The organism is Pseudomonas salicis, assembly GCF_057128705.1.
Window position 1 is genome coordinate 1 of record NZ_JBSKHU010000007.1, and the last position, 12,760, is coordinate 12,760.

9 protein-coding genes and 1 rRNA gene are annotated in these 12,760 nt (G+C 58.5%); 3 read left to right on the forward strand and 7 right to left on the reverse strand.

Annotation, left to right across the window (positions count from 1 at the left end):
- Nucleotides 1–143 precede the first annotated feature (143 nt).
- Nucleotides 144–259, forward strand: a 5S ribosomal RNA gene (gene rrf, locus ACWKWE_RS23985).
- A 131-nt stretch (nt 260–390) separates the two neighbouring features.
- Here rrf and ACWKWE_RS23990 read toward each other — a convergent pair.
- The 6 genes from ACWKWE_RS23990 to ACWKWE_RS24015 all read right to left on the reverse strand — a co-directional run bounded on the left by ACWKWE_RS23990 (nt 391) and on the right by ACWKWE_RS24015 (nt 8,479).
- Nucleotides 391–891 carry an SRPBCC family protein gene (locus ACWKWE_RS23990; protein WP_483851910.1) on the reverse strand — a complete coding sequence of 167 codons (501 nt, stop codon included), beginning with the start codon at nt 889–891 and terminating at the stop codon, nt 391–393.
- Nucleotides 892–911: 20 nt separating this feature from the next.
- A complete protein-coding gene (locus tag ACWKWE_RS23995) occupies nt 912–4,367 on the reverse strand; it encodes a non-ribosomal peptide synthetase (RefSeq protein WP_483851911.1) in 3,456 nt (1,151 codons plus the stop codon).
- Complete coding sequence (locus ACWKWE_RS24000) at nt 4,364–5,308, reverse strand: diiron oxygenase (RefSeq protein ID WP_166595881.1); 945 nt, start codon at nt 5,306–5,308, stop codon at nt 4,364–4,366. The genes ACWKWE_RS23995 and ACWKWE_RS24000 overlap by 4 nt, the downstream gene beginning before the upstream one ends.
- A 49-nt stretch (nt 5,309–5,357) precedes the next feature.
- Complete coding sequence (locus ACWKWE_RS24005) at nt 5,358–6,134, reverse strand: DUF3050 domain-containing protein (protein ID WP_166595880.1); 777 nt, start codon at nt 6,132–6,134, stop codon at nt 5,358–5,360.
- 663 nt (nt 6,135–6,797) lie between these two features.
- Nucleotides 6,798–7,553, reverse strand: a complete 756-nt coding sequence (locus tag ACWKWE_RS24010) for a thioesterase II family protein (protein ID WP_166595879.1) — start codon at nt 7,551–7,553, stop codon at nt 6,798–6,800.
- A gap of 182 nt (nt 7,554–7,735) precedes the next feature.
- Nucleotides 7,736–8,479 carry a GntR family transcriptional regulator gene (locus ACWKWE_RS24015; RefSeq protein WP_166595878.1) on the reverse strand — a complete coding sequence of 248 codons (744 nt, stop codon included), beginning with the start codon at nt 8,477–8,479 and terminating at the stop codon, nt 7,736–7,738.
- A gap of 327 nt (nt 8,480–8,806) precedes the next feature.
- Here ACWKWE_RS24015 and ACWKWE_RS24020 point away from each other — a divergent pair, with 327 nt between their 5' ends.
- Both ACWKWE_RS24020 and lapD read left to right on the forward strand, forming a co-directional pair.
- The gene (locus ACWKWE_RS24020; RefSeq protein ID WP_483851912.1) at nt 8,807–9,517 is read left to right on the forward strand and encodes a transglutaminase-like cysteine peptidase; all 711 of its coding nucleotides are present in this window, start codon (nt 8,807–8,809) and stop codon (nt 9,515–9,517) included.
- 27 nt (nt 9,518–9,544) lie between these two features.
- Nucleotides 9,545–11,488, forward strand: a complete 1,944-nt coding sequence (lapD, locus tag ACWKWE_RS24025; protein ID WP_483851913.1) for a cyclic di-GMP receptor LapD — start codon at nt 9,545–9,547, stop codon at nt 11,486–11,488.
- A 154-nt stretch (nt 11,489–11,642) separates the two neighbouring features.
- Here lapD and ACWKWE_RS24030 read toward each other — a convergent pair whose 3' ends face one another.
- The gene (locus ACWKWE_RS24030; protein WP_483851914.1) at nt 11,643–12,647 is read right to left on the reverse strand and encodes an aldo/keto reductase; all 1,005 of its coding nucleotides are present in this window, start codon (nt 12,645–12,647) and stop codon (nt 11,643–11,645) included.
- Between the last annotated feature and the right edge of the window lie 113 nt (nt 12,648–12,760).

The following is a 12,760-nucleotide window of genomic DNA, read 5'->3' on the forward strand; positions in this document are numbered from 1 at the left end:
GGTTTCCCCATGTGAGAGTAGGTCATCGTCAAGATTAAATTCCAGAACCCCATTTGCGAAAGCAGATGGGGTTTTGTCTTTATAAGTGAAGGTCACTCATTTTCGCTGACACGTTACCTGGTAACGGATCGGCTACAGAATTTCTTGACGACCATAGAACATTGGAACCACCTGATCCCATCCCGAACTCAGAAGTGAAACGATGTATCGCCGATGGTAGTGTGGGGTTTCCCCATGTGAGAGTAGGTCATCGTCAAGATTAAATTCCAAAACCCCATCTGCTCGCGCAGATGGGGTTTTGTCGTTTCAGGGGGCAAATAACAGAACCCCAGCCATCAAACGAAAAGCACGCTCAGGCGAAACCGAAGCTGGCCGTGTATTCAGAGCAGATCAGCCAAACAGCTTCTGCACATTGCTCATCGCGTCATCTGCGAAGCCTTGCAGGAATGTCTGAAACTCCATGGCGCTGGCTGTATTCCCCTCACCCGGCTCGGCAATGATGGTCCAGGTCGCAACACAGCTACTTTCGCCAGCGGGCAGCACGGTCATTGAGGCCCACAGATTTCCAACGCCCAGATTGTTATAGATCGTGGTCCACGTCATCGAATACGCCTTTTCATTACGCGAGTTGAGCTGCTCGACCACTTCCAGCCCTCCCTCTTTGAAGCACTTGTGCCGGATCGAACCAACACCGCTACCAATCACTTTAATGCTGCCCAGGGCCGGAATGAATTTCGTGAATCCTCCGAAGTCGCCAACGACTTGCCATACCTCGTCCGCTCGCGCTGCGACCTGGACTGACGACACCACAGGCGTGCCAGTCGGATTGGCGATCAGGGTGTCGGGTTTCAGTGCGTCGATTTTGTTGGTTGCGTTCATGTCGATCTCCATTACGTACGTGGGTGTTGCGGTTAGATGAAGTCAATTTCTTTCAGGTAGTCGCAGCCTTTACGCAGCAGCGCCGGGGTTTTTTGCGGATAGCGTTCGCCCATTCGCTGCACGCCGGCGAGAGCGTTTTGATAGGCGATCATTGAGATGTCGCCGATGTCCTCTTCGAAGCCGTCGAGATAGAAGCCGAGCACGCCGAACAGCGCGTTCTGGCTGTCGACCCGATTGAGCTGGGTCTGCCAGTGCGCCACGCTGACCATCTCGAATTCGCGACCCGCTTCCCGAAACGCATCGACGTAGCCGCTCCAACTCAGAGGTTCAGGGTTGTGGAGATTGAATACGGCGCGAGCAGGCTGATAACGGCTGCTATGAAAGCTGATGAAGCGGGCGAGGAAGTCGACGGGCATCAGGTCGAAGGTCATCGAGAAATCAGGTACTTGTCCCAATTGCATCGAGCCCTTTAGCATGAGCATCAAGCGGTTCTTGTGAGGCTGGCAGACGCCGGTCAGGCTGTTGAACGCGATGTTGCCCGGCCGGTAGATGTTGACCCAAACCCCCTGCTCGCGAGCCTTTTGCAGGACGCGTTCCGCGACCCATTTGGAGAGGTTGTAGCCATTCTTGATGTAGATCGGCGGTGTGTCAGCAGCAGGCGCCTCCAGCACGCTGCCATCGGCGTCAACGGCACTCGATGCTGACAGCGTTGAGACGAAGTTGAACACCTTCTTGCTGCGTCCTTCGCACAACCGCAGGCATTCAAAGATTGGCGTGACGTTGTCCTTGGCCAACGTTTCGTAATCCTGCACGTGGTTGACGTTAGCCGCGTTGTGCACCAGCGCGCCAAAGTCGCGGTCGAGCCGTTCGTACACCTCATCGCTCAATCCCAACTGCGGTTGGGTAATGTCGGCGGCATAGACACGCACCCGGCTCAGGTCCAGATGCTCCAGTCGATTTTCACGCAAGGATTCGACGAATCGATCCTGGGCCGTCGACCCATTGCCCTCGCGCACCAGACACGCCACCTCCGTCGCGCCCCACGCCAGCAGCGCCTCGACGATGTGCACGCCGAGAAAGCCGTTGGCACCGGTGACGATGACTTTGTGCACGTCTCCGAGCTTGCCCACGGGTAACACCGGCAGATCCAGTGGCCTCATTGCATCCTTGATCGCCTGCGGGCTGACGGTCCAGGAGGACGTACCGTCGTTGTCGATCAACGAGGCCAGAGTGATCAGGGTCGGGGCTTCGATGAAGCGGTTGATTGGAATACTCCGCCCAAACTGCTCGCGGATGCCCAACAACATCTGCGACAGCAAAATCGAGTGTCCTCCGAGATTGAAGAAGCTTTCTTCGGTAGAAATATCCCCCGGCGGCAGCTCCAGCAGATCAGCCCACAATGTCAGCAAGAGGCGTTCGTTCTCTGTGTCCGGTTGGCGACGTGGCACCTGCTCGATCATGTTCACCGGCAATTGCAGCAACGCTTTGCGATCAACCTTGCCGTTGTTGGCGAAAGGCATGATCGCCAGTTCGGTGTACGCCGCAGGTCGCATGTAATCGGGCAGCAAACGTTCTACATGGGTTTTCAACAGGGCGCGTGCAGCATCGGGTTCGGCGCCATGAGGCTGGGCCAGAAACGCCAGGATTCGACGTTGCTCATCGACGACCACCGCGACTTGGCGATACAGCTGGCTGTCGCGCAAACAATGCTCGATCTCTTCAGGCTCGACGCGGAAACCCCGAATCTTCACCTGATTGTCACGGCGCCCCGCCAGCTCGATACCCGCCTTGGTCCATTTACCCATGTCGCCGGTGCGATAGGCGCGCAGGGTTTTTCCGTCACCCAGTGGAATCTGCACGTAACGCTCGGCCGTCAGAGTCGGGTTGTGGATATAACCCAACGCCACGCCAGGCCCGACAATGTAAAGCTCTCCCGCCGTCTGCTCGGCTACAGGCTGCATCTGCTCGTCGAGAATCAGCAACTGGCTGTTGGCGATCGGGCGTCCGAGGTTGCGATTGCTGCTGCCTGGCTGAAATTGCCCGGCAGTGATCAGCACTGTGGCCTCGGTGGGGCCGTATAGGTTGTGGAACTGACACTGCGCAGCTAGACGCTCGATGACATAGGGTTCGCAGACATCACCCCCGGTGCACAAGTGTTCAAGGTTTAGCGGTTTTTCAAGAGGTAGAATGCTCAGCAGTGCGGGCGGCAGAAAGGCGTGGCTGAGGTTTTGATCCAGTAGCTCCACCAACTGCAGTGGATCACGTCGCTGATCCTCACTGGCAACCACCAGTTCAGCGCCGCTGAGCAGCGTCGGGAAGATGTCGATCACCGAGGAGTCGAAGCTTAAGGTCGAGAACTGCAACACCCGACTGCGCTCGGACAGGCTGACATATTCGGCGTACCAAGCCGTGAAGTGGCTCAGGTTGCGCTGACTGAGCATCACGCCCTTCGGATGCCCGGTAGTGCCCGAGGTGTACAGCGCCATGCAGGGCGCATCAGGGCCGACCGTCTGGCGCATCAGTGATTGAGGCGATTCAGCAACGTCTATCTGGCTGATATCCAGCCCCGGCACACACGGTCCGGCAAGCGGGTGCTGGCCGTCATGCAGCAACAGCACCGCTTTGGCATTCTCCAGGATGTACTGCTGACGCGGAGTGGGCTGGCTGGGGTCAAGCGGCAGATAGACCGCCCCATATCCCAGAATCGCCAGAATCCCGGCAAACAACGCTGCTGATTTCGGCAGGCAGATGCCAATGACCGGCGGCTCGTTGCCTGACACACCCGGCAAAAGCCGTTGCATCAGTGCCTGGATGGCCACGCTGTGAGCGCGCAGGGTGTCGTAGCTGATGTGTTCGCCGTCGATGCTCAAGGCTCGACGGTCAGCGAACGTAGCGAAAGCGCGGTCCAGCCGCGCTACCAAAGGCTGTTGCGCAATGCCGAGCAGGTGCGGCTGTGCCGTGCGATTGAAGCGATGCTCGAAGGCCAGCCGATCCAGCGCGTGCAGGCCCTCCTGCCATTCGCTTTGGGGCGGTTCGATCCGTACACCTCGCTCGAAATGTTCGGGATCACGGGAGAAACGACTGACCAATAGCGCCACATGATCGATCAACGTCGCCACTGCACGGTCGCGTAGCATGCGTCCATTACCAGAGGGCTCGGTGGGCACGGTATCGCGCACGATCAGGCGCTGCGCAACGGCCGACCCGTACCAGCAGAGCAATTCGACCTGCGACAATCCGGATTGCACATCGGGAGTCAGCCCCGCGCGAAGCCCCAGATGCACGCTTGTCTGGAACGCTTGTAGGCGCGCGCTCGCCAGATCCAGCGTGCCATCCTCAATGAGCATCGATGAGCCCGTCGGCTCACTGTCTTCCAAAGCCTGAGCATCAATGATTCGATGAAGCAGATGGCCATGGCTGTCGAGTTCCCCGCCTAGCTCGTTGAGGGCCTGACTGTGGCCGATGAGCACAATGTCCAGACGTTTCATTGCACTCCCCCCACTGGCAAGTAGTCGGCCAGAGCGTGTTGCACGCAGGGTGAATCAAGCATTGAGCTTGTCTTGAAGAAACGCACGATGTTGCCCACCAGCGGGTGGTGGCGATTGATCGGGAAGCTCATCGCCTGGGTTTCGTCCCGAAGGGCTTGCTTGACCGGCTCGGACACCGGCAGATGCTCGATCAACACGAAATCAAAGGATTTCTGAATGTCGTTGGTCAAATATTGAGCAATGAACACCGGCATGATCTGTGCGATGGTCTGGCGGTCTTCTTCGGGCGCGGCATTCCAATAGATGCGCACCAGGCGCGCCCAGAACCCGGAATGCCGGCCTTCGTCGAGCAAGTGATCGGCCATCAGCCCCTTGATCGATTGCTTGACCGTGTCGTCCTTGGCGAACGCCGCGACATCATTGGTCACGGTGTTCTCGGCGATGGCCACGCAGATCAGTTCTACGGCGCTGCGCAGAGGGTCAGGCGCGAGGGCCAGTGCAGCGGGAATCGCTCGGCTCAATTCGATTTCCAGCGGCAGATGGATCGGCTGAATACCGGTCAGGGCGATGGTCTGCTGCATGAAGTCCATGGCGACCAGCGCGTGGTAGTCCTCATCGACCACCACGGTCATGGCGTCGTAGCGGCAGGCGAACGGGAAGCGGATCGCGAAGTTGTCCTTGGCGATGCTGCGAGCGGTCTTGTCGACGATTTCAGTCTCGAAGATCACCACGTCGTTGATGAACTTGTACAGGCTCTGGATGAGCGCAAAATCTCGGAGGTGCGAGCATTCGCGGGTGAAGGTGTCGCTGAGCACCAACGGCTGGCGGCTCAGGGGATAGATGAGTTTTTCGTCGTTTTCGACGATGCGGCGCGGGCGGGTGCGGATCGTCGCACGGCCTTCCCAGGCATCGGCAAAGGATAAATAGTCTTCGGCTTTCATGATGTCGTCCTTGTGTGGGCTGAAGGGGATTCGAGGTGCTGCGACAGGCTCATGCACTGACCTCCAACGCCGGTTCGCGCATGCTCACGCGCAGGGCATCCCACAGCGCGATGCGGCTTTCCACGGCCGCGATGGCGGCTTCGTAGACTTGCTGCTCGCGTTGCTCGTCGCCATCGACCAGGCGGGCCAGCAGTGATTCCGCAGCCGGACCGTGGTCTTCCGAATCGACTTCGATGTGGCGCTCCAGGTAGTAGCGGAAGGTCGGCGCCTGGTTGGCCGTGATGCCCCAGTCGTCGAGGATGCGTTGGAACATCTGCGGGATGACGCTTTCACGGCCATGCAGGAAGGCAGCGGCGACGCTGTGAGCGGGTGCATTCAGGGCGATGTCGAGGGTGTCCCGCACGAAACCTGCTTCGGCGCTACCTGCGTTAACGCGGTTCAGCGCTGCTTCGTACGGAACGCCATCTTTTTGCAGCTCGACGAAGCGTTCAATGCGCGTCGTGCTGGCGCCGACTTCGCGCATGGCATCCAGATACAGCTCGAAATGGCTGTAGTGGCCATGATCGAGTCGATCGTCTGATTCCTCGCCCAGCACGATCTCGTTGATCAGGCGAGCGGCCTTCGGGTCTTTGGGCGGCAGCCACGGAAGCCGGGTACAGGTCAGCTCCTGTTGCAGTCGCTTGGTGAGTGACATGAAGTCCCAGACCGCGAAAACATGAGCCTCCATGAAACGTCGCAATACATCCAGAGAATCAATTTCAGAAAATATCGGGTGAGCGCTTAGTTCTGATTTCTTGCGGTTCAATAGTTGTTTTTGAATGTTCATGATGACGTCCTTGAAATGTGTGAGTTCGAACGCTGTGTTCTAGGCGTGGTGCGAAACTGCACCGGTGTGACCGGTGTTTGTTTCACGCCTAGTTGAAAAACAGGCAAGCACGGGCCGTGAACAAAACGTCGTCCAAGAGTGAAGCGTGTTGGGGGCAGCCGCCCAGGCTGCGGGGGCTGTTCGCTTTGTTGCCCTTGAAAATCGATGCCTTTGGCGTCGATCAAGCGGCAACGAGAAAACGTTAAAGCACTTTTTAATTGGGGCGCAATTACTTTTTAAGAATATTTACTTGCACTAAAAACGGAACGTGACGTGGCCTGATAAAACACGCGCTCAATGTTTTATTTGGATGCAAGCAACCCTTCCAGCTCAATAGAGTCAGAATCGATAATAATGAACGAATGCCTCGTTCAGCGTTGCTCTTACACTGAATAATCGGTTAGGAAGAATTTTGTGGGCGACGTTGATAGAAGTCCGTCATTACGTCTCCGCCCTGTGCACAACTCCTTTCGTTGCTCCATGAGAATCGCGTTTACGAAACCGACTGTAGGCGTGTTCTTGAGCCGAGTTTGCCTGAAACACAGCAAAGTGCTGCGTTAACGCAGAGAGAATTACAAGCGTGAGGAGAGGGGGTTTATGCAGGCAGGAAGGGCGTGAATACGATCACGCCCCCAGCAATCCCAGGTGTGTATTGATGATGTGCAGCAGGCGGTGGCGCTGCGATTTTAGAAAGTCATGACGGCCACAGACTTCGATGAGCTCGAATTCGCGGCGGGTGAAGGCGCGCCAGTTCATCATGCTGACGGCGGTATCGACCGGATCATCGCTGCCGTAGAGGGCGGTCAACGGGATGTTCAGCCCGCCGTCGGGACAATGCGACCACAATTCCGAGAGCTTAAGGTCGCTGCGCATCACCGGTTCAAAGAGGCGCATGAGTTTTTTGTCGTGCAGGATCGAGTCTGGCGCTACGCCGAGCTTGATCAACGCGTCGATGAAGTCGTTTTTGGGGAGCGTGTGCAGATAGGGCTCTGGCTGCTGGCTGTCAGGACTGCGGCAGCCGGAAATGAACAGGTGGCGTGTCAGGTCCGGGTAATGTGCCTGGGTTAATCGGGCCATCTCGTACGCGACACGGCCACCGAAGCTGTGGCCATAAAAAGCATGGGGCTCGGTCAGGTAAGGTTCTAACGCAAGAAAGGCGTCTTCAAGCAAGGGCGCCCATTGATCGTACGGCGTTTCCTTGAGGCGGCTGCCGTGCCCCGGCAGACGGAGGGTGACCAGTTCGATGTGATCCGCCAGGCCCTCCGACCAGTCACGAAATTGCTCTGGATCGCCGCCCGCATGGGGAAAGCAGATCAGGCGTGTTTTGATGGGTTGCCCGGAATTGACAACCATCAGCCATTTGTTTTTCTCGGCGTACACTCAGGTTTTCCCAAGCCTGCAAGCGCGGGCTACTGATAACCGTGGGGCCGGGTCCTTCGGCGCTGGCATCGCACATTACGATGCTCGATCAGCCCCATGCCTCGTCTGCTCGCTTGCGGCGAACACAGGCAGGGGTGCGAATGCTGGACCGTGCACAGTCGCTATCCACGGTCTTTGAAACCTCACTCAACGAGGGCGCGCTTCCTTGACGCCGGGGCGGAGTTGGCGACTTCCGCTGGACGGCTTTTCAGATATCCGTTGATGGCTTCGACGCCACGGTTCAAGTGGTGTGCGAGGGCGCTGACGGTCGACTCGATGGCGCCAGCCTCAGCCATCTGCAACAGTTCCAGGTGATCGTGCTGGGACAGCTTGCCCAGCCCCATGTACTTGAGGTTGAAACGCAGAAAACGTTCTTCCTCGTTCAGCCCGTCCTCGACCAGCTTGAGCAGGCGTTTGTTGGACGCACGGGAATAGAGCGTCATGTGGAACATTCGGTTGAGCGTGCCGATCCGCGTGTAGTCGGTTTCAACTTCAAGCTGTTCGATGAAGTCCCGGGCAGTTGCAATGTCCTGGGCGGTGAGGAGCGGAATCGACTGCCGCAGGGCTTCAGACTCCAACAAAATGCGCAGCGCGTAGGCGTCGGTCGCGTCCTCATTGATCAGTGGTGCAACGACGGCGCCTTTATGGGTTTCGACGCGCAGTAGCGATTGAGCCTCAAGCTGGCGCAACGCTTCACGTACAGGCATACGGCTGACACCGAACAGTGTGGCCAGCTCCTGCTGGCGCAAGGCAATCCCGGCTGGCAAGCGGCCATCGAGAATCGCGCTACGCAGTTTCGCTTCAATAACGGCGCGCGCCATGTGCGCGGGCGGTTGTTCATTCCCTAGAATTTCTCGGAGAAACTGCTCTTTCTCTGTCCTGCGCATCGTTATTTCTTCTTCACTGATCGGGCATTGGATCCAATGGAACACTAGAGGCCGTGTCTGGCGTTGTCAAACTTTGCAAAGTCTTTGACTCGGCCGAGGCGGCCCGCATTCTACAAGGCTTTCTGACATTCATGTGCGTACGGTGATCTATCCTGACATCGACACGGGGCGTCGGAAAACGGTCGCCTGGACAAGGCATTTCCACGCGCATGCCAGCAGTCGATCGAAGTCGTTGAATCGCAAGGCAATGATCGCCAGATGCCATTATTTTCCTCGGTTGGAGGCTCGACAGCGAGTACCTCCGGTCGATCCCATGGACTGACTGCCTTGGCGATCCGATTCGTCCTCGACCGCCCTCTACGCACGCTTTGTCAGATTCTGCTGACGGGTGTCGTGTTGGCGAGTCTGGCGAGTACCGACTGGGATTTCTCGCTGATCACCCGCCGGGCGACTGCGCTGTATGGCGCTTCGATAGAGGGGCGCCACCGGGTCGATGAATGGCGGGCGATGCTCGATGGGCGCAGGCCTGCCACCGACCTGGAGCTGCTGCAGCGGGTCAACCTCTTCTTCAATAGGGAGCTGCATTACGTCGAAGACATCGATTTATGGGGCGTCGACGATTATTGGGCCACGCCTGTCGAGGCGCTGTGGAAGGGCGCTGGCGACTGTGAGGATTTCGCCATTGCCAAGTATTTCAGCCTGCGGCAATGGGGTTTGCCCGCCGACAAGCTGCTGATCACGTACGTCAAGGTCCTCAACCCCGAGCGCCCGCATATGGTGCTCACGTATTACCCGGACGGGGATGGCGAGCCGATCGTGCTCGACAGCCTGACCGACAGCCTCGAACCGGCCGACGCACGCAAGGACCTGCTGCCGGTGTATGCCTTCAACGGTGAGGGCGTTTGGTTGCCGGATGCCACGGACGCCACCATAGGGAGCAACAGTATCGCGGGGGATATCAAACAGCTGTCCCGCTGGCAGGACGTGTTGAACAAGATGAAAGCCGAAGGTTTTCCGGTCGAGGGCAACACGCCCTGATCCATTCGACAGAACAAGGAATCGCCCATGACCCTGTTCAAACAGCTGTTGCTCGCCATCTGCGTGTTCATGCTTGTCGCGTTCAGTGGCGGCTTCATGGTCAGCCTGGAAAGCTCCCGCGACCAATACGTGAACCAACTGCGCTCCCACGCACAAGACGCAGCCACGGCGTTGGCGCTGTCCCTGACACCGTCGGTGGATGACCCGACGATGATGGACCTGATGGTCAGCTCAATCTTCGATAGCGGCTATTACGCGCGAATTCGCGTGGTAAACCCTGCAACGGGCAAAATCCTCGTCGAGCGCAGCGCCGTGCCTGCAGCGACCGCGCCGGACTGGTTCATCGAACTGATCGCCTTGCAGCCCGCAGGAGCCAGCGCAATTGTCAGCCGTGGCTGGCGGCCTGCGGCCCGGGTTGAAGTGGTCAGCCATCCCATGTTCGCCATCGGCAAGCTATGGCAGTCCGCGCTGGGCAATCTAGGCTGGTTGTTGCTGTGTGGGGTGGTGAGTTTTCTGTTGGGGGCGTGGCTGCTGCTGCGTCAGCTCAGGCCGCTGGATTATCTGGTCGAGCAGTCTCAGGCGATTGGCCGCCGCGAATTTCTCAGCGTGCCGCAACTGCCAATGACCCCTGAGCTGCGCAGGGTGGTGCAGGCCATGAACCAGATGGTCGACAAGCTCAAAGCGCTGTTTCTCGAACAGGCCGAGCGCACCGAAAAACTGCGCATGGAATCCTACGAAGACAGCCTGACGGGGCTCGCCAACCGCCGCTATTTCGACATGCGTTTGCACGCGCACGTCAGTCAGGTCGAGGACGCCCGCTCGGGCTATCTGCTGCTGATGCGGGTCAACGACCTGACAGGGCTCAACGAGCGCTTGGGCAGCCAGAAAGCCGATGCGCTGCTGGTGGCCGTCAGTGATGTGCTGGTGCGCCAGTGTTTCAATCATGCCGAAGCGCGGCAGCTGATCAGCCGGATTCGCGGGGGCGAGTTTGCCGTGCTGGCGCCGGGGCTGGTGAAGGAAGAAGCGCTGCAATTGGCCTATGAACTGGAAACGGCGTTGTGCAGCCTGGCTGGCACCGGCGCGTCGGACGTTAGCCCCGCTGCGTATATCGGCCTGGCGCCGTACAGCCCTGGCGATTCTGCGCAGACCTTGCTGGGCCTTGGTGATCAGGCGCTGTCCCAGGCCGAAACCCAGACTGATTGCATCTGGTACTGCATCGAGCACAGCGCGGTCGAGAGTCTGGAGGACGATCACCACGCCTGGTATGAGTTGCTGGATCAAGCCCTGACCGAACGCCGCTTTCAGCTGTTTTTCCAGCCGGTGATGGACGCCCGCGACGTGAGCCGCGTGCTGCATTTCAAGGTGTTGTCGCGGGTGATCGACGACGAATCGCAGACCCTGCCCGCCGGGCGATTCCTGCCGTGGATCGAGCGCTTCGGCTGGTCGGCGCGGCACGACCGGGTGATGCTCGAAACGGTCTTCGACCAGCTCCCTCGACATGACCAGAAGCTGGCGCTGAACCTGTCCGCTGCGACGCTTTCCGACGCGGGCGCGTTGAACGAGGTCATGGACCTGCTCAAGCGCCACGCGCATCTGGCCCCTCGATTGATTCTGGAAATCGGTGAGGAGCAGGTGCCTGATCAGCAGGCCCTTGAAGCACTGACTCGCCGTCTCAAGGATTTGGGCTATTCGTTGGCGCTGCAGCACTTTGGTGGGCGGTTCAGCATGATTGGCAACCTGTCGAGCCTGGGATTGGCCTACCTGAAAATCGATGGCAGCTACATTCGGGCCATTGATCAAGAGCGGCACAAACGGTTGTTCATCGAGGCGATTCAACGGGCGGCGCACAGCATCGATCTGCCGCTGATTGCCGAGCGGGTGGAGACGGAAGGGGAGTTTGTCGTGCTGCGGGAGATGGGAATTCAGGGGGTGCAGGGGCAGTTGTTTGGTGATCCTGCGCCTTGGGAATGAGGCGCTCGACCAGAGCTCGCCTAACAAACTGTAGGAGCGAATTCATTCGCGAGAGGCGTGCTCAGTCGACATGAATGCGTCGCCTGTACACATTTTCGTCGGGATGCCGCCCAGAATGAATGTGCTCCCACAGGGATTCAGAAAGCCGGAGGAGTTACAGATACCGACCCGTCACGAAGTGCTGCACATCATTGAACCCCGGCGTCGAAGCATGACCCGGCGTGACCAGCGAATCGATGAACGCCTCATCTTCCGCCGTGATCTTCACGCTCAGCGCTTTGGTGTAGCTGTCCCACTGTTCTTCGGTGCGCGGGCCGACGATGGCCGAGGTCACTGCCTGGTTGTTCAGCACCCAGGCAATGGCGAACTCCACCAGGCCGACGCCCTTATCCCTGGTGTACTGCTGCAATTTCTGCGCGATGTGCAGCGACTCGGTGCGCCACTCCGTTTCCAGAATGCGCTTGTCCTGACGCCCTGCACGGGTACTGCTGTCGGGCGTAACGTCTGGCGCGTATTTGCCGCTGAGCACGCCGCGCGCCAAGGGGCTGTAAGGGACCACGCCCAGACCGTAGAACTTGGCGGCGGTGATCTGCTCAAGCTCTGCCTGACGGTTGACGATGTTGTACAGCGGCTGGCTGATCACGGGTCTGTCGACGCCCAGACGCTCGGCGACATTGACCACTTCAGCGATGCGCCAACCCCGGAAGTTGGACACGCCCCAGTAACGGATCTTGCCCTCGCGAATCAGGTCGCCAATGGCGGAAACCGTCACTTCCAGCGGGGTGCTGTGGTCTTCTTTGTGCAGGTAATGAATGTCGATGTAATCGGTGTCGAGGCGGCGCAGGCTGGATTCGATTTCATTGAAAATGTGCTTGCGGTTCAGACCGCTGGTGTTCGGCGCAGTGTTGCCTGAACTGCTGCCGACCTTGGTGGCCAAGACCCATTCGCTGCGACGGGACGCAATGGCTTCACCGACGATTTCTTCGGAGCGACCGGCGTTGTAGACGTTGGCGGTGTCGATGAAATTCACGCCTTCATCCCAAGCCTTGTCGATGATGCGCAGCGACTCTTCGGTGCTGGTCTGCACGCCGAACATCATGGAGCCCAGCGTCAGTGTCGAAACCTTGAGGCCGGATTGGCCAAGAATGCGGTGGTTCATTGCTCGATATCCTTTTCGTCAGGGAGATAGAAATAAGGACAGCTCTAGGCCGGACATACTCGCCTGTTTATGACGGATTTGAAAAGTGACAATTTCGGCACGGCGAGGTAGAC